The organism is Pseudomonas sp. MB-090624 (genome assembly GCF_003205245.1).
Classification (GTDB): domain Bacteria; phylum Pseudomonadota; class Gammaproteobacteria; order Pseudomonadales; family Pseudomonadaceae; genus Aquipseudomonas; species Aquipseudomonas juntendi.
The window spans coordinates 199,446-216,561 of sequence record NZ_QJRK01000001.1 but is presented as its reverse complement, the minus strand read 5'-3'; the positions used below and the strand labels follow the sequence as shown (position 1 = coordinate 216,561).

At 64.3% G+C, this 17,116-nt stretch carries 17 protein-coding genes and 1 tRNA gene; 13 read left to right on the top strand and 5 right to left on the bottom strand.

Annotation, left to right across the window (positions count from 1 at the left end):
• Positions 1-4: 4 nt before the first annotated feature.
• Entirely contained in the window at positions 5-811 is an 807-nt protein-coding gene (locus DMX12_RS01035) for an HDOD domain-containing protein (protein ID WP_009684772.1), read from the top strand.
• 48 nt (positions 812-859) lie between these two features.
• Here DMX12_RS01035 and DMX12_RS01030 read toward each other — a convergent pair whose 3' ends face one another.
• Positions 860-2,239, bottom strand: coding sequence for a sensor histidine kinase (locus DMX12_RS01030; protein WP_009684773.1), 1,380 nt, complete (start codon positions 2,237-2,239; stop codon positions 860-862).
• The gene (locus tag DMX12_RS01025) at positions 2,232-2,903 is read right to left on the bottom strand and encodes a response regulator (RefSeq protein WP_009684774.1); all 672 of its coding nucleotides are present in this window, start codon (positions 2,901-2,903) and stop codon (positions 2,232-2,234) included. Before DMX12_RS01025 ends, DMX12_RS01030 begins: the two co-directional genes overlap by 8 nt.
• A gap of 198 nt (positions 2,904-3,101) precedes the next feature.
• Between DMX12_RS01025 and DMX12_RS01020 the strand changes: the two genes are divergently transcribed.
• The 5 genes from DMX12_RS01020 (at position 3,102) to DMX12_RS01000 (ending at position 8,601) form a co-directional block, all read left to right on the top strand.
• Entirely contained in the window at positions 3,102-4,391 is a 1,290-nt protein-coding gene (locus DMX12_RS01020) for an OprD family porin (protein ID WP_009684775.1), read from the top strand.
• Between the two features lie 45 nt (positions 4,392-4,436).
• Positions 4,437-5,417 (top strand): tripartite tricarboxylate transporter substrate binding protein, encoded by a 981-nt coding sequence (locus DMX12_RS01015; protein WP_054912178.1) that lies wholly within the window; start codon positions 4,437-4,439, stop codon positions 5,415-5,417.
• 183 nt (positions 5,418-5,600) lie between these two features.
• Entirely contained in the window at positions 5,601-6,059 is a 459-nt protein-coding gene (locus DMX12_RS01010) for a tripartite tricarboxylate transporter TctB family protein (protein WP_054912179.1), read from the top strand.
• Positions 6,060-6,062: 3 nt separating this feature from the next.
• Positions 6,063-7,577, top strand: coding sequence for a tripartite tricarboxylate transporter permease (locus DMX12_RS01005; protein ID WP_009683064.1), 1,515 nt, complete (start codon positions 6,063-6,065; stop codon positions 7,575-7,577).
• Positions 7,570-8,601: an AbrB family transcriptional regulator gene (locus DMX12_RS01000; protein ID WP_110675759.1), complete on the top strand. Its 1,032-nt coding sequence runs from the start codon at positions 7,570-7,572 to the stop codon at positions 8,599-8,601. Before DMX12_RS01005 ends, DMX12_RS01000 begins: the two co-directional genes overlap by 8 nt.
• A gap of 57 nt (positions 8,602-8,658) precedes the next feature.
• Here DMX12_RS01000 and ung read toward each other — a convergent pair whose 3' ends face one another.
• Entirely contained in the window at positions 8,659-9,351 is a 693-nt protein-coding gene (ung, locus tag DMX12_RS00995) for a uracil-DNA glycosylase (RefSeq protein ID WP_009683066.1), read from the bottom strand.
• Between the two features lie 126 nt (positions 9,352-9,477).
• Here ung and DMX12_RS00990 point away from each other — a divergent pair, with 126 nt between their 5' ends.
• Positions 9,478-10,584, top strand: coding sequence for an enoyl-CoA hydratase/isomerase family protein (locus DMX12_RS00990; protein WP_029886128.1), 1,107 nt, complete (start codon positions 9,478-9,480; stop codon positions 10,582-10,584).
• A gap of 12 nt (positions 10,585-10,596) precedes the next feature.
• Here DMX12_RS00990 and DMX12_RS00985 read toward each other — a convergent pair whose 3' ends face one another.
• A complete protein-coding gene (locus DMX12_RS00985; protein WP_029886127.1) occupies positions 10,597-11,055 on the bottom strand; it encodes a hypothetical protein in 459 nt (152 codons plus the stop codon).
• 212 nt (positions 11,056-11,267) lie between these two features.
• On the opposite strand from DMX12_RS00985, the gene DMX12_RS00980 reads away from it, so the two are divergent.
• From DMX12_RS00980 to DMX12_RS00960, 5 genes are all read left to right on the top strand, one after another.
• Positions 11,268-12,743, top strand: coding sequence for a sensor domain-containing diguanylate cyclase (locus DMX12_RS00980; RefSeq protein ID WP_110675726.1), 1,476 nt, complete (start codon positions 11,268-11,270; stop codon positions 12,741-12,743).
• On the top strand, positions 12,740-12,952 hold the full coding sequence (locus DMX12_RS00975) for a cysteine-rich CWC family protein (RefSeq protein WP_009683070.1): 213 nt from the start codon (positions 12,740-12,742) through the stop codon (positions 12,950-12,952). The genes DMX12_RS00980 and DMX12_RS00975 overlap by 4 nt, the downstream gene beginning before the upstream one ends.
• Positions 12,953-12,961: 9 nt before the next feature.
• Complete coding sequence (locus DMX12_RS00970) at positions 12,962-13,654, top strand: pseudouridine synthase (protein WP_009683071.1); 693 nt, start codon at positions 12,962-12,964, stop codon at positions 13,652-13,654.
• A 459-nt stretch (positions 13,655-14,113) separates the two neighbouring features.
• The gene (locus DMX12_RS00965; protein ID WP_110675724.1) at positions 14,114-15,001 is read left to right on the top strand and encodes an alpha/beta fold hydrolase; all 888 of its coding nucleotides are present in this window, start codon (positions 14,114-14,116) and stop codon (positions 14,999-15,001) included.
• 110 nt (positions 15,002-15,111) lie between these two features.
• Positions 15,112-15,185: transfer RNA gene (locus tag DMX12_RS00960), tRNA-Gly, on the top strand.
• Between the two features lie 2 nt (positions 15,186-15,187).
• On the opposite strand, the gene DMX12_RS00955 is transcribed toward DMX12_RS00960, so the two are convergent.
• Positions 15,188-15,370: a hypothetical protein gene (locus tag DMX12_RS00955; protein WP_110675722.1), complete on the bottom strand. Its 183-nt coding sequence runs from the start codon at positions 15,368-15,370 to the stop codon at positions 15,188-15,190.
• Here DMX12_RS00955 and DMX12_RS00950 point away from each other — a divergent pair.
• Entirely contained in the window at positions 15,369-17,075 is a 1,707-nt protein-coding gene (locus DMX12_RS00950; protein WP_110675720.1) for a SulP family inorganic anion transporter, read from the top strand. The genes DMX12_RS00955 and DMX12_RS00950 overlap by 2 nt on opposite strands.
• Positions 17,076-17,116: the final 41 nt, after the last annotated feature.

The window sequence follows — 17,116 nt, the reverse complement described above, 5'->3', positions numbered from 1 at the left end:
GCCCATGAACAAGCTGGCCGAGATGGTTCAAGCACAGTTGCTCGATGCCATCGAAAAGGATGACCTGGTCCTGCCGACCCTGCCCGAAGTTGCCTTGAGCATCCGTGAGGCGGCAGAAGACAGCGAGATCAGCGTAGCGGCCCTGAGCAAGGTGATCGGCCGTGATGCGGCGCTTTCGGCGCGCCTGATCAAGGTCGTCAACAGCCCGCTGCTGCGCGCAGCGGTAGAAGTGACCGACCTGCACACCGCCATCACGCGGCTGGGCATCAACTACAGCTGCAACCTCGCCATCGGCCTGGTCATCGAGCAGATTTTCCACGCCCGCTCGTCGGCCGTAGAACAAAAATTGCGGGAAATCTGGGCCAACAGCCTGGAAGTGGCGGGCATCAGTTACGAAATCACGCGCCGCTACACCCAGCTCAAACCTGAGCAGGCGACCCTGGGTGGGCTGGTCAACCAGATTGGCGCGCTGCCCGTGCTGATCTACGCCGAAGAGCACAACGAACTGCTGTCCGACCCGGTGTGCCTGCATTATGTGATCGAGCAGATCCAGCCGGCGCTGGGTGACAAGATTCTCAAGGCGTGGGAGTTTCCGGAGCAATTGGTCAACCTGCCCTCGCAGGTTCAGGACCTGGACCGCCAGACTGACAAGGTCGACTACATCGACATCGTGCAGATCGCGCGTTGCATCAGCCAACGTGGGCGCCAGCGGCCGTTGGCGGCGCTGCCGGCGTACCGCCACCTGGGCTTGCCGTTCGGTACCGAGCTTGAGGTGGAAGAGCTGCTTGAGGCGCGGAGCATGTTGCGCTGACCCGCTCAAACCTGCGCTGGCCGGCGGTGGGCCAGCACAGGCACCGCGTCAGTCCGCGATAAAACTCACCCGTACCCGCAACCCGCCCTTCGCGCCATCATGCAGGCTCACCTGCGCCAGGTGCGCCCGGCAGATCTCGCCCACGATGGCCAGCCCCAACCCGCTGCCCTGCGCACTGCGCCGGTAGAACCGCTCGAAGACCCGCTCGCGCTCAGCCTCGGGAATGCCCGGCCCGTCGTCTTCCACTTCCAGCACGGCCGGGGCCAGCACGCGAATGATCACATTGCCGCCCTGCGGTGTATGCGCCAGGGCATTGTCCACCAGGTTGCTCAACAGCTCGTTGAGCAACGTCGGCTCGCCCTTCAGCCAGACCGGCGCCTCGGCCTCCAGCGCCAGCGCAACGCCGCGCTTGTGCGCCAGGGGGGCCATGGCCATGCCCAGCTCCCGGGCCAGTTGGCTCAAGTCCAGGCGCTGCGCACCGCCCTCGGCAATCGCCCGCGCGCCGTTCTCCACCCGTGCCAATGACAGCAACTGGTTGGCCAGATGGGTCAACCTGTCGGTGCCCTGGGCGGCAGACTCCAATGTTTCCCGCCACGCCTGCGGCTCTGGCGAGCGCAGGCCCAACTCGACGCGCGCCTTCAAGGCCGCCAGCGGCGTGCGCAGTTCGTGCGCGGCATCGGCAATGAACTGCGCCTGGCGCTCGAACTGGCCACGCAGGCGTTCAGTGAAATGGTTCAAGGCACGCACCAATGGGCCCAACTCACGCTGCACCTGCACCACCGGCAGCGCCCGCAGGTCGTCGGGCTGGCGCTCCTCCACCGCTGTGCGCAGGCGCTCCAGCGGCCGCAGCGCCGCACTGACGGCGAACCACACCATCACCAGCGCCGCCAGCGCCAGCATGCCCAGGCGCAGCAAGGTATCGGCCATCAAGCCGCGGGCCATGCTCACCCGCGCCTCCTCGGTCTCGGCCACCCGGATTTCCGCCATGCCATTCATGTTCGGCTCGCTCACCGCCTTGAGCAAACTGACCACGCGCACGTCCTGGCCCAGGTAGGTGGCGTTGTAGAACCGCGCCAGCGCCGGGTAATCGTCGGTGCGGGGTGTGCCTGGCGGCGGTGGCGGCAGGTTCTCGTAACCGGAAATCAGCCGCTGCTGGATATCGAGCACGGTGTAGTAAATGCGCCCGGCGCTGTCGTAGGCGAAGGTGTCCAGCGCCACGTAAGGCACGTCGGCGCTCAGCGAGCCATCGCGCTGCGACAGCCCCGCGGCGATGGTCCGTGCCGAGGCCAGCAGGGTACGGTCGTAGGCGGTATCGGCAGCCTCGCGACCATTCCAGTAGGCGCTCAGGCCGCTGGCCAGCATCAGCACCACCAGCAGCAACGCCAGGTTGCCCATCAAGCGCCCGCGCAGGCTGCCATTGTCACGCATCGCGATGCTCTAGCAGGTAGCCCAGGCCGCGGAAGGTGACGATGGCTACCGGCTGGCCGTCGAGCTTCTTGCGCAAGCGGTGGATGTAGATTTCGATGGCATCGGGGCTGGCCTCCTCGTCCAGGCCGAAGACCTGGGCGGCCAGCTGCTCCTTGCTCATCACCCGGCCCGGGCGGGCGATCAGCGCCTCCAGCACACTCTGCTCACGGGAGGTCAGGGTCAGGTTGTCGTCGCCAAGGGCAAAACGCCGGGTATCGAGGTCGTACACCAACGGCCCGCAGCGCTGCTGGCGCTCCCCACCGAGCACGCTGCGCCGCAGCAGGGCTTTGACCCGGGCTTCCAGCTCGGTCAGCTCGAACGGCTTGGCCAGGTAGTCATCGGCCCCCAGGTTCAGGCCGTGGACCCGGTCCTTGACGTCGCTGCGGGCGGTCAGCATCAACACCGGCAGGGTCTTGCCGCGCCCACGCAAACGCGCCAGCACTTCAAAGCCATCCATGCGCGGCAAGCCGACATCCAGCACGGCCACTGCGTATTCTTCGCTGGCCAGAGCCAGGTCGGCGGCCACGCCGTCATGCAGCACATCCACGGTCAGGCCCAGGCTTTTCAAGGCCAAGGCCACGCTTTCGGCCAGTTGCAGGTGGTCTTCGACCAGCAGCACACGCATCGGTTTCTCCCTCTCGGCTGGGGCAATGGCGCGGAGTGTACCGCTGTCGCCGGGCCTGTGAAGCCCCTTGTGGCAACCTTTCAGGTTGAAAGGTTAGCGAAAGGTTCGTTGCCTAGCATCGCCCTACGGTCGCGCCTCGCACCGAAAAAAGCACCAGCAAGGTGCAACGAATAAGAACAATAAACGGAGTCACCGACGATGCTGTCAGCACAGCCGCAGGCGTTTGCGCCTACCCGTTCCTTTGCCTCACGCCCCAGCACCCTCGCCAGCGCCCTGGCGCTCGCCGGTGTCGCCCCGCTGAGCCAGGCCGCCTTCTTCGAAGACAGCACGGCCACCTTCGAAACCCGCAACATGTACTTCAACCGCGATTTCCGCGACGGCACCAGCGCGCAACAATCCAAGCGCGATGAATGGGCCCAGGGCTTCATGCTCAACTTCGAGTCCGGCTACACCGATGGCACCGTAGGCTTCGGCGTGGACGCGCTGGGCATGCTCGGTATCAAGCTCGACTCCAGCCCGGACCGCACCGATACCGGCCTGCTGCCGACCCACGATGACGGCAAGGCTGCCGACGAGTATTCCAAGCTGGGCCTGACCGGCAAGGTCAAGGTCTCCCAGACCGAACTGAAGATCGGCACGCTGATCCCCGAGCTGCCGACCCTGCAACCGAACGACGGCCGCATCCTGCCGCAAACCTTCGAAGGCGGCCTGCTCACCTCGAAGGAAATAAAGGGCCTGACGTTCACTGGCGGGCGCCTGGACAAAGCCAAGGACCGTAACGACACCAATTGGGAAGATCTGGCCCTGAACAACAAAAATGGCCGCTTCGGTGGTTCGTTCAGCGCCGATCACCTGGCCCTGGGTGGGCTCGACTACCAGTTCACCGACCGTATCACCGGCAGCTATCACTTCGCCCAGCTCGACGATATCTACCGCCAGCACTTCATCGGCATGGTCGCCACCCAGCCGTGGGGCCCAGGCACCCTCGGTGCCGACCTGCGCTTGGCCATCAGCGACGACGCCGGTGCCGCCAAGGCCGGCAACATCGACAACACCACGTTCAACGGCATGCTCAGCTACGCCCTGGGTGGGCACAAGGTCAGTGGCGCGTGGCAGCAATTGTCGGGCGACAGCGCGTTCCCTTATGTGGATGGCGCCGACCCCTACCTGGTCAACTTCGTGCAGATCAACGACTTCGCAGGCAAGGACGAGCGTTCCTGGCAGGCGCGCTACGACTACAACTTCGCCGCCCTGGGCGTGCCCGGCCTGACCTTCATGACCCGCTACATCAGCGGCGATAATGTCAGCCGCGCCGCCGGTGGCGAAGGCAAAGAGTGGGAACGCGACACCGAAATGAAGTACGTCGTACAAAGCGGCCCGTTGAAGAACGTGGCCGTGCGGTTGCGCAACGCCACATTCCGCTCCAACCTCGCCCGCGATGCCGACGAAGTGCGGCTGCTGGTGAGCTACAGCGTGGCGCTGTGGTAAGCCGCTAGCCTAACCCGATAACAACAACATTCACGGAGATCGACGATGACCTTTTCACTGCGCCGCCTCGTCCTCGCTACCGGCTGCCTGCTGTTGGCCGGCAACGCCCTTGCTGCCGAACCGAAACGCCCCGAATGTATCGCCCCCGCCTCGCCGGGCGGCGGTTTCGACCTGACCTGCAAGCTGGTGCAAAGCGCCCTGGTGCAGGAAAAGATCCTCAGCAAGCCCATGCGCGTCACCTACATGCCCGGCGGTGTCGGCGCGGTGGCGTACAACGCCGTGGTCGCCCAACGCCCGGCTGACGCCGGCACACTGGTGGCCTGGTCCAGCGGTTCGTTGCTGAACCTGGCCCAGGGCAAGTTCGGCCGCTTCGACGAAAACGCCGTGAAATGGCTGGCCGCGGTCGGCACCAGCTACGGCGCCATCGCGGTGAAGAGCGACTCGCCCTACAAGACCCTCGACGACCTGGTCGCAGCACTGAAAAAAGATCCGAGCAAAGTGGTGATCGGCTCTGGCGGCACCGTCGGCAGCCAGGACTGGATGCAGACCGCCCTGATCGCCAAGGCCGCCGGGATCAACCCGCGCGACCTGCGCTACGTGGCCCTGGAAGGCGGCGGCGAAATTGCCACGGCCCTGCTGGGCGGCCACATTCAGGTGGGCTCGACCGACATTTCAGACTCCATGCCGCACATTCAGAGCGGCAACATGCGCATCCTCGCGGTGTTCTCGGAAAACCGCCTGGACGAGCCGGAGATGAAAGACATCCCGACTGCCAAGGAGCAGGGTTATGACATCGTCTGGCCGGTGGTGCGCGGTTTCTACCTGGGGCCAAAGGTCAGCGACGAGGATTACGCCTGGTGGAAGCAGTCGTTCGACAAGATGCTGGCTTCGGAAGACTTCGCCAAACTGCGTGACCAGCGCGAGCTGTTCCCGTTCGCCATGACCGGCGAAGAACTGGACGGCTATGTGAAGAAGCAAGTGGCTGACTACAAGACGCTGGCCAAGGAATTTGGCCTGATCCAGTAAGCCTGCCGGATCCACCACCCTCCCTGTGTAGGAGCGGCCTTGCGTCGCGATCGGGCCGCAAAGCGGCCCCTGGAACAGCCGTGCGATGCTTCAGACAGATCGCAGAGGCTGGCTTTGCGGCCGCTTCGCGGCCGATCGCGACGCAAGGCCGCTCCTACAAGCGATCCCAACGAGGATTTTTTCATGATCCTGCAACGCATCTTCGCCCTGGTCTTGCTGGCGGTGTGCGCCGTGCTTGCCGTAATGGCCTGGCCCTACCAGGCGGCGTTTTCCTACGAGCCGGTGGGCCCGCGTGCCTACCCACTGCTGATGCTCGGCCTGATGGGCCTGGGCCTGCTGTACCTGGCTATCCGCCCGACCCCGATCGTGCGCAAGGACGACGAACCAGAACTGGACCGCGCAACCTTGATCAAGATCGCCGCGTGTGTCGGCCTGCTGCTGGTTTTCGCCGCCACCTTCGAACCCCTGGGCTTCATTCTCAGTGCCATCCTGGTAGGCCTGCCCATGGCGCGCCTGTACGGCGGCCGCTGGCTGCACAGCGCCATCGTGGTGGTGGGCATGAGCCTGTTCCTCTACTGGCTGTTCGACCGCGTGATGGACGTGCCACTGCCCCTTGGCCTGCTGAGCGTACTGGAGAACTGACACATGGATACCTTGAGCTATCTGGGCCAGGGCTTCGGCGTTGCCCTGTCCCCCTATAACCTGGTCACCGCCCTGTCCGGCACCTTGATCGGCACCGTGGTCGGCCTGCTGCCGGGCCTGGGCCCGATCAACGGCGTGGCCCTGCTGATCCCGATTGCCTTCGCCCTCGGCCTGCCGCCAGAATCGGCGCTGATCCTGCTGGCAGCGGTGTACCTGGGCTGCGAATACGGCGGGCGTATCAGCTCGATTCTGCTGAACATCCCGGGCGAGGCTTCGACCGTGATGACCACCCTCGACGGTTACCCGATGGCCCGCCAGGGCCTGGCTGGCGTTGCCCTGTCGCTGTCGGCCTGGAGTTCGTTCATCGGTGCGCTCATCGCCACCTGCGGCATGGTGCTGTTCGCCCCCCTGCTGGCCAAATGGGCGATTGCCTTCGGCCCCGCCGAGTACTTCGTGCTGATGGTGTTCGCCATCGTCTGCCTGGGCGGCATGGCCGGTGACAAACCGCTGAAAACCTTCATTGCCGCATTGATCGGGCTGTTCCTGTCGGCGGTCGGTATCGACGCCAACAGCGGCGTCTACCGCTTCACCGGCGACAGCGTGCACCTGGCCGATGGCATCCAGTTCGTGGTGTTGGTACTGGGCCTGTTCTCGATCAGCGAAATCCTCCTGCTGCTGGAAAAGACCCACCATGGCCACCAGGCGGTCAAGGCCACCGGGCGCATGCTGTTCAACTTCAAGGAAGCGGCTTCGGTGTTCGTGGTGAATATCCGCTGCGGCCTGCTCGGTTTCATCATGGGCGTGCTGCCGGGCGCTGGCGCTACGCTGGCCAGCGCCGTGGCCTACATGACCGAAAAACGCCTCGCCGGCACCAGCGGCAAGTTCGGCAAGGGCGACGCCCGTGGCCTGGCGGCACCCGAAACCGCCATTGGTGCTTCCTGCTGTGGCGCCCTGGTGCCCATGCTGACGCTGGGCGTACCGGGCTCCGGTACCACCGCGGTGATGATCGGTGCACTGACCCTGTACAACATCACCCCAGGCCCCCTGCTGTTCGAGCAGCAGCCAGACATCGTCTGGGGCCTGATCGCCTCGCTGTTCATCGCCAACATCATGCTGGTGATCCTCAACATTCCGATGATCCGCATCTTCACCCGCATCCTGGCCGTACCAAACTGGGCGCTGGTGCCGGTGATCGCCATCATCACCGCAATCGGCGTGTACGCCGTGCACGCCACCACCTTCGACCTGTTCCTGATGGTCGGCATCGGTATCATGGGCTACATCCTGCGCAAGCTGGACTTCCCGCTGTCGCCGATCCTGCTGGGCTTCATCCTCGGCGGCCTGATGGAACAGAACCTGCGCCGCGCGCTGTCGATTTCCAACGGTGAACTGGGCATCCTCTGGTCAAGCCCCATCAGCCTGTCGGTATGGGTGCTGACCCTGTGCATGCTGACCCTGCCGCTGCTGCGCATCTGGCGCAAACGTGCGCAGCAGCGTCGGGCCATGGCCGATGCCTGACCGGTCACTGCCGCTGTACGTTGCAACCGGGCTGGTCGGCCTTGCTGGGGGTTTTGCCGCCAGCAAGGTCGGCTGGCCTTTGCCGTGGATGATCGGCTCGCTGCTGGCCATCATCCTGGTGCGCTGCCTGACGCCCTGGCAATTGCCGGAAATACCCAATGGCCGCAGATGCGGGCAGTGGGTCATCGGCATCGGCATTGGCCTGCACTTCACCCCGGCGGTGATCGAGCAAGTCGCCAGCCACTTCGTCCTGATTTTCTTCAGCGCGGTGTTCACTACCGTGACCAGCGTGATCAGCGTGTGGCTGCTCAGGCGCAGCGGCGAGGACCGCGCCACTGCGTTCTTCGCCAGCATGCCCGGCGGTTCGGGAGAGATGGTCAACCTTGGCGCGCGCAACGGCGCGGTGCTCAGCCAGGTGGCGGCCGCGCAGAGCCTGCGGGTGCTGGCTGTGGTGTTGTGCGTACCGGCAGTATTCAAGTACCTGCTGGGCGACGGCGTCGCGCTCAACCACGCAGGCAGCGTAAGTTGGAGCTGGTTGGCCCTGATTGCCCCGCTGGGCATCGCCGTGGCCCTGCTGTGGCAGCGCTTGCGCCAGCCCAACCCATGGCTGTTCGGGCCACTGCTGGTGGCGGCCTCGGTGAGCCTGGCCACCAACCTGCAGATCGCCCTGCCCAACGGCGCCAGCCAGATCGGCCAATGGTTGATTGGCAGCGCCCTGGCCTGCCACTTCAACCGCGAATTCTTCCGCCGCGCCCCATCGTTTCTCGCCCGCACCCTGCTGGCCACGGCATTGTGCATGGCCATTGCCGCCCTGGCCGCCTGGGCACTGAGCGTCCTGACGGCACTGGACTTGCGCTCGCTGACACTGGGCATGATGCCAGGCGGGATTGCCGAAATGAGCTTGACCGCAGAGACACTGCAGCTGTCGGTGCCGCTGGTGACGGCACTGCAGGTGATGCGGCTGCTGCTGGTGCTGTTTCTGGCCGAGCCGTTGTTCCGCGCGTGGAACGCCAGGCCTCGATGAACGCGGCGCCCGGCGAGCGGCGAACCCGCTGGCCAGGCGCTGCGCCAGTCCACATGACTACAACGGCGGCAAGGCCCAGTTGATCGGCGCCAACCCGCGCTGCTCGAGGAAGCTGTTGGTGCGGCTGAAGTGCCCGCAGCCGAGAAAGCCGCGGTAAGCCGACAACGGTGACGGGTGCACCGACTTCAGCACCAGGTGCTTGGTGCCATCGATCAGCTTCTGCTTGCTCTGCGCATGGGCGCCCCACAGCAGGAACACCACGTGCGGGCACTGCTCGCTGACGACCTGGATGATCCGGTCGGTAAAGTGCTCCCAGCCTTTCTTGGCATGCGAGGCCGCATTCGCGCGCTCGACCGTCATGGTGGTGTTGAGCAGCAGCACGCCTTGCTCGGCCCAGCTTTGCAGGTAGCCGTGGCTGGCGATCGGGATGTTCAGGTCCCGCTGCAACTCTTTGTAGATATTGACCAGCGACGGCGGCGTGGCCACCCCGGGTTGCACCGAGAAGCACAAGCCGTGCGCCTGGCCCGGCCCGTGGTAAGGGTCCTGGCCGAGGATCACCACTTTCACCTGTTGCAGCGGTGTCGAGTTGAGCGCGTTGAAGATCAGCGGCCCTGGCGGGTAGATCTGCTTGCCGGCAGCGTACTCGCTACGCAGGAACTCGCGCAGCTGATGCATGTAGGGCTGGTCGAACTCACCGCGCAACGCGGCCTTCCAGCTGGGTTCGAGTTTGATACGGTCGTCGTCAGTCATGGGGCCTTCCATAAACAATGGCGCGACACTAGGTAAGCCCTACCCGCTTGTCAAACGATCCGACCGACGACCGGCATGATTGGCCAGGCAAGCCATACTTGGGCCATGACTTGCGCGAGGTAGCCCATGACCATTCATTGCGAGGTGCTTACCGGCGCCGATGGCGCCCGCATGGGCATCGCCACCCTCGATGCGCCCATGGCGCTCAATGCCCTGACCCTGCCGATGATCGAGGCGCTGGGCGACCAGCTGCAGGCGTGGGCGCGCGACCCCGGGGTGGTCTGCGTGCTGTTGCGTGGCAGCGGCGCCAAGGCATTCTGCGCGGGGGGTGATGTGCGCGCGCTGGCCCAGGCTTGCCGCGATCAACCTGGCAGCGTGCCACCGCTGGCCGCCACCTTCTTCGCCGCCGAATACCGCCTGGACTACAGCCTGCACACCTACCCCAAACCGTTGCTGTGCTGGGGGCATGGCCATGTTCTGGGCGGCGGCATGGGGTTACTGCAAGGCGCCAACGTGCGCATTGTCACACCCAGCAGCCGTTTGGCCATGCCAGAGGTCAGCATCGGCTTGTACCCGGACGTGGGTGCCAGCTGGTTCCTGGCCCGGCTGCCAGGCAAACTGGGGCTGTTCCTTGGCCTGACCGGCGCCCCGCTCAACGCCCGCGATGCCCTGGACCTGGGTTTGGCCGACCGCTTCCTGGGTGAGCACCAGCAAGAAACCCTGGTCGATGAGCTGCTGCAACTGAACTGGCAGGAACACACCGCTTTGCAGCTCAACAGCCTGCTCAAGGCCGAACAGCACCGCGTGTGTGCCGAATTACCGGCCGCTCAATGGTTGCCGCGCCGGGCAGTGATCGACGCGTTGCTCGATGTTGCCGATGCGGCTGCCGCATGGCGCGCGCTGGAAAACCTGAAGCACCATGACGACCCATTGCTGGCCGACGCCGGCCAACGGCTGCAGCAAGGCTGCCCGCTGACCGCCCATCTGGTTTGGGAGCAGATTCGCCGGGCGCGACACCTGTCACTGGCGCAAGTGTTGCAGATGGAGTACTGCATGAGCCTGAACTGCTGCCGCCACCCGGAGTTCAGTGAAGGCGTACGCGCCCGCCTGCTGGACAAGGACAACCAGCCGCGCTGGCACTGGCCGGATGTGGCGCAGGTGCCCGCAGCGGTGGTTGAGGCGCACTTCGCCAAGGTGTGGGAGGGCAGTCACCCGCTGGCGGACCTGGGTTAGTGCAGTGGCTGCCTAGCGCTGCCATTGCCCCTGCCCGCGCGGCCCATCACCTGGCCCACCGCCATTGCCTGGCCCATTGGATTGCCAGCCGCCCCGCGGGTAGCGCTGGCTGCCATCGCGGTAGTCGTGCCGGTCCCGGTCACCCCGGTAGTCATCACGCTGGCGGTTGCCATAGTCATGGCGCGGGTTACCGTGCCACTGGGTCACCGGCGGGCGTGGCTGCGGCCGGTAGTTGGGTGCGGGCTGATAGCGGTAACGCGGGGCGGGCTGGTAGTAGTAGCGTGGTGCCGGCTGGTAGTAGTAGCGTGGCTGTGGCGCCACGTAGTAACGGTCATAACGATAGTACCCGGGCGCTGCATAGCGGTCGCTGGTGTAATAGTCGGAGCGGTAGTAGCTGCCACTCTCGTAGTAAGGCGCGCAGGCGGAAGTCATCGACCCCAGCAGGGCGATCAACAGGATTCGATAGGACATGGCGGCCTCCTGGACCGCTGGAGTGCCCGCACAGCGGCGCTGTCGGGCGTCGATGCGAAATGTGTTCATCGACATTGAATAAGACACCGGTAACAAGGTGCAGTGCCATTCCTGCAATAATTTGATACAGCTGCTCGGGCACCGAAAAACTTGCAGTCATTTCAGGGCCACCTCACTAGAATGGGCGGCTCGGCACACATCATGGGAAGATCATGCCTTTACGTTCCACCCTGTTTTCGCAGCGTTCGCTGATCTTCACCCTCCTGTTGCTGCTGGCCTGCGGCTTTCTCGCCACCTCGCTGCTCAGTTACTTCGCTTCGCGCAGCGCTATCCGTGACGGCATCATCAACACCGAATTGCCGCTGACCTCCGACACGGTCTACTCGGAAATCCAGAAAGACCTGATTCGCCCGGTACTGATCGCCTCGATGATGGCCCAGGACACCTTCCTGCGCGACTGGGTGCTGTCCGGCGAGCAGGACACTGCACGCATGACCCGCTACCTGGGCGAGATCATGGGCAAGCAGGACACCTTCACCTCATTTTTCGTATCCGACCGCACCCTGACCTACTACCAGGCCAAGGGGGTGCTCAAGCATGTCGACCCTGGTGCCTGGCGCGACGCCTGGTACTTCCGCCTGCGTGACCTCAAGGCGCCTTATGAGATCAACGTCGACCTCGACATGGCCAACCATGACAGCCTGACCGTATTCATCAACTATCAGGTGCATGACTATCAGCAACGCTTCATCGGCGCCGCCGGTGTCGGCCTGAGCGTATCGTCGGTGGTCAAGCTGATCGACCGCTATCAACAACGCTACCAGCGCGCGGTGCTGTTCACCGACGCCAAGGGCAAGGTGCTGCTGACCGGCTCGGCAGGCGGCCCGCATGGCCTACAGGTGGGCCAGCAGCTCAGTGCCAACCCCGAACTGCAGGACCTGCTAGCCGAACGGCCTGTACCCAGTGAAGGCAGCCACGAGTACCGTGACAGCGACCAGCACAGCCACTTCCTCAACGTGCGCCAGTTGCCTGAGCTGGACTGGTACCTGCTGGTGGACAAACGGGAAACCGGCGCGCTCGATCGCATTCGTCACTCGCTGTACCTGAACCTGGCGATCTGCACCATGATCACCCTGGTGGTACTGGCACTGGTACACGCCATGGTCCGCCGCCATCAGGCCAGCACAGAGGCCTTGGCGACGCTCGACAGCCTCACCGGCCTGCTCAACCGGCGCAGCTTCGACCTGCTGGCTGCCCAGGCCCTGCGCGAAGCCCAGCGCGACAATGGCCCGCTGATGGCATTGCTGTTCGACCTGGACCACTTCAAGGCGTTGAACGATACCCATGGCCACCTGGCAGGCGACGAAGTGCTGCGCCAGTTCGCCAATGTGCTGCAAAGCAGCCTGCGCCAGTCGGATATACTGTGCCGCTGGGGTGGCGAGGAATTCATCGTGCTGCTGCGTGAAGCCGAGGGTCGGCACGCCATCGAGGTGGCGGAAAAGATCCGCCAGCGCACCGAACAGCTGACCTTCAGCTATGACGACCAGCCACTGCGCCTGACCACCAGCATCGGCCTGAGCAGCCTGCGACCGGGGGATACCCTGCACACCCTGCTGACCCGCGCCGACCGTGCCCTTTATCGTGCCAAACAGGCTGGCCGCAACCGTGTCTGTAGCGAAACCCCATGACTGATCAGCAACACTGCCCCGCTTGCGGCGCGCTCAACCACTGCAGCCTGGCCGACCCACGCCGCGCCACCCAGGCCTGCTGGTGCTACGGTGTCACCATCGACCCGAGCGTGCTCCAGGCACTGCCCGCCGCGCTGCGGGACAAAGCCTGCCTGTGCCCGCGCTGCGCCGCCGTTGAAGACCAACTCCAATCACGCCCTTCCAGCTGACGCCAAGCCATGCGCCTCGATCGTTTCCTTGCCAACCTGCCCCACTGTAACCGCCAGCAGGCCCGGCTGATGCTGGCCCAGCGCCGTGTGCGCCTGGATGGCCAGGTCATCAGCGACCCGCTGGCCGAGGTGCGGGAGTTCAGCCGGGTGCAACTGGACGAGCAGTTGCTGCAGGCTGGCCGCCCGGCGCGCTACCTGATGCTGCACAAGCCGGCCGGCTGCGTGAGCGCAACCCACGACCCACAGCACCCCACTGTGCTCGAGCTGTTGCCGGCGGCGCTGCGTGCAGACCTGCACATCGCCGGGCGCCTGGACTTCAACACCACCGGCCTGATGATCCTGACCAACGATGGCCAGTGGTCGCGCCGCCTGACCCAGCCAGCGACCAAGCTGCCCAAGCAGTACCTGGTGGAAACCGAGGACGAGATTGCCGAGCACTATGTGGCCAAGTTCCGTGAAGGCTTCTACTTCGCCTTTGAGAACCTCACCACCCAGCCCGCCCAGCTGGACATTCTAGGGCCGCGCCAGGCGCGGCTGGCGATTGTCGAAGGGCGCTATCACCAGGTCAAACGCATGTTCGGGTTTTTCGACAACAAGGTCGTGGGGCTGCACCGGGAGAGCATGGGGGCGATCCGGCTCGACCCGGGGTTGGCGCCCGGCGCCTTTCGGCAACTCACGCCGGAAGAAATAGGCACCGTCTAGCCCGCCCGCGAACTCGCGCAACCTACCGCTGAGCGCGCGCCATACGACCGCTCAGCGCCAAACGTCACAATTAAGCCCGAACGGCACTTGCAGGATCCCCGCCCCCCTGCTTGAATCCCAATCGTCAGTCTGCATGTGACCGCTAAGTCACGATCGTAGACCCAGACACTTTTTGTCGGCCACCCAGGGCCTAGATGCCTTGGGGCACGGCAGATTGCCCGCCATACAACAACACCGTCGACGCAAGTGCCAAGGATCGACACAGGGCCCCGGTTACTCTTCAGGCGAATGCCTACCTGTCATAAAGAACGTGCACCCTGATGTCCTGTTTCGGGAATGCGCTCTCTTTGAGCCAGTGGCTTGAGTGTTCGGCCAAGCCGCCGCCAAAAGTGAACGACCCGTTGCCGCGACAAGCCACCAGGTGACGCGAATACCCTTTTTGCGCCAGGAGTCGATGACATGAGGCCAGAAATCGCTGTACTTGATATTCAAGGTCAGTATCGGGTTTACACGGAGTTCTATCGCGCGGATGCGGCTGAGAATACGATCATCCTGATCAACGGCTCGCTGGCCACCACAGCCTCGTTCGCCCAGACGGTGCGCAACCTGCACCCGCAGTTCAATGTCGTCCTGTTCGACCAGCCCTACGCGGGCAAATCCAAACCGCACAACCGCCACGAACGGCTGATCAGCAAGGAGACCGAGGCGCATATCCTCCTTGAACTGATCGATCACTTCCAGGCCGACCACGTGATGTCGTTCTCGTGGGGCGGTGCCAGCACGCTACTGGCACTGGCGCACCAGCCGCGGTGTGTGAAGAAGGCCGTGGTGAGTTCGTTCTCGCCGGTGATCAATGAACCAATGCGCGACTACCTGGCGCGCGGTTGCCAGTACCTGGCCGCCTGCGACCGCTATCAAGTCGGCAACCTGATCAACGACACCATCGGCAAGTACCTGCCGTCGCTGTTCAAGCGGTTCAACTACCGGCACGTCAGCAGCCTGGACAGCCACGAATACGCGCAGATGCACTTCCACATCAACCAGGTGCTGCAACATGACCTGGCACGGGCACTGGAGGGCGCGCGCGCTATCGATATTCCGGTGTTGTTCATCAATGGTGAACGCGACGAGTACACCACGGCCGCAGATGCACGGCAGTTCGGCAAACACGTGGGGCGCAGCCAGTTTGGGGTTATCCGCGGTGCAGGGCACTTTCTGGACATGGAGACCAAGGCCGCCTGCGAGGACACCCGCAATGCCATGCTGGGCTTCCTCAAGCCAACCCTGCGTGAAGCCCGGCAACGTTACCAGCCGCTGCAACAGGGGCAGCATGCACTGGCTATCTGAGCAACTCGGCGCCTTGGTGCGGATACCCGCCGGCATGGGGCGCCGACACGCTTTTTTTATAACGTGGGCTTCTATTTCCCGCAGGGTTCTGGTAAAAAGTGCGGCGTAAGGCGGGTATAGTTTAGTGGTAAAACGAAAGCTTCCCAAGCTTTAGTTGAGGGTTCGATTCCCTCTACCCGCTCCACATTACATTCCCCCGCATGGCGTTCCGGCAACGTCATCGCTGTCAAAAGGAGCGTTCGCTCCTTTTTTCGTTTCTACCAATCGCTTCGATCTGCTGCTTTCGATGATCAGCAGCATGGCCAATTGCCTGTCGATCCGTTTCAATGCACCCAAGGTTTCGTGAAACATTTCGAAAGGACGACGCATGTTGCTCTCCCGCTGGCTACCGGGCCTTGCCAACCTGCTGCACTACCGCCGCGAATGGCTCCACGCCGACCTGCAGGCAGGGCTGTCGGTGGCAGCCATCCAGATCCCGATTGCCATCGCCTACGCCCAGATCGTGGGCCTGCCGCCGCAGTACGGCCTGTACGCCTGTGTGCTGCCGATGATGGTCTACGCGCTGATCGGGAGCTCGCGCCAGTTGATGGTCGGCCCCGACGCGGCTACCTGCGCCATGATTGCCGGGGCCGTGGCGCCGCTGGCCTTGGGCGACCCGCAACGCACTGCCGAGCTGTCGGTCATCGTCACCGTACTGGTCGGGGTCATGCTGATTGCCGCTGGCCTTGCGCGGGCCGGGTTCATCGCCAGCTTCTTCTCGCGGCCGATTCTGATCGGCTACCTCAACGGTATCGGCCTGAGCCTGATCGCCGGGCAGTTGTCCAAGGTGGTGGGGTTCAGCATCGAGGGCGACGGTTTCATCCTCAGCCTGATCAACTTCCTCCAACGCCTGGGCGAAATCCACGGGTTGACGTTGTGCATCGGCCTGGCCGCCCTAGGCCTGCTGATCTGGCTGCCACGCCGCTACCCGCGCCTGCCGGCCGCGCTAACGGTGGTGGCGCTGTTCATGCTGCTGGTGGGTCTGTTCGGCCTCGACCGCTTCGGCGTCGCCATACTCGGCCCGGTGCCGGCCGGCATCCCGCAACTGGCCTGGCCACACAGCAACCTGGCCGAAATGAAAAGCCTGCTGCGCGACGCCCTGGGTATCGCCACGGTCAGTTTCTGCAGCGCCATGCTCACCGCGCGCAGTTTCGCTGCCCGGCATGGCTACGCCATCAACGCCAACCACGAGTTCGTGGCGTTGGGCGTGAGCAATCTGGCCGCCGGGGTTTCCCAGGGTTTTGCCATCAGCGGTGCCGATTCGCGCACCGCCGTCAACGACATGGTCGGGGGCAAAAGCCAGCTGGTCGGCATCGTCGCCGCCCTGGTGATCGCCTTGATCCTTTTGTTTTTCACCGCGCCCATGGCGTGGATCCCTCAGGCGGCGCTGGGCGCGGTGCTGCTGATGGCTGGCTGGGGGCTGATCGATATCAAGTCATTGGGCCACATTCGGCGCCTGAGCCGTTTCGAATTCTGGCTGTGCCTGCTGACCACCGTGGGGGTGCTGGGGCTGGGCGTGCTGCCCGGCATCGTGTTTGCCGTGACCTTGGCGATACTGCGCCTGCTGTACAGCATCTACCAGCCTACCGACGCCGTGCTCGGCTGGCTGCCGGGCACCGAAGGCCAGGTCGACATTCGCAAGTTCAAGGATGCGCGGACGGTGCCCGGCCTGGTGGTCTACCGTTTTGACGACGCAATCCTGTTCTTCAATGCCGACTACTTCAAGATGCGCCTTCTCGAGGCGGTGCAAGGCGAGGCCCAGCCCAAGGCCGTGTTGTTCGATGCCGAGGCCGTGACCAGTATCGATGTCAGCGGCATGGCCGCATTGCGTGAAGTGCGCGACACCCTGGCCGCGCAGGGCATTTTCTTCGCCATCGCCCGTGCCCGCGGCAGCTTCCTGCGCATGCTGGTGCGCTCGGGCATGGCGCGCGAGATGGAGGACAAATTGCTGTTCGGTTCGGTGCGCGCCGGCATCCGGGCCTACCGGGTATGGCGTAACCGTAAGCGCAGCGTGCCGACGGCCAGGCAGGGTTGATACCCCTTGCCCCCGCCTGACATGCTAAAGTCGCCCCGCGC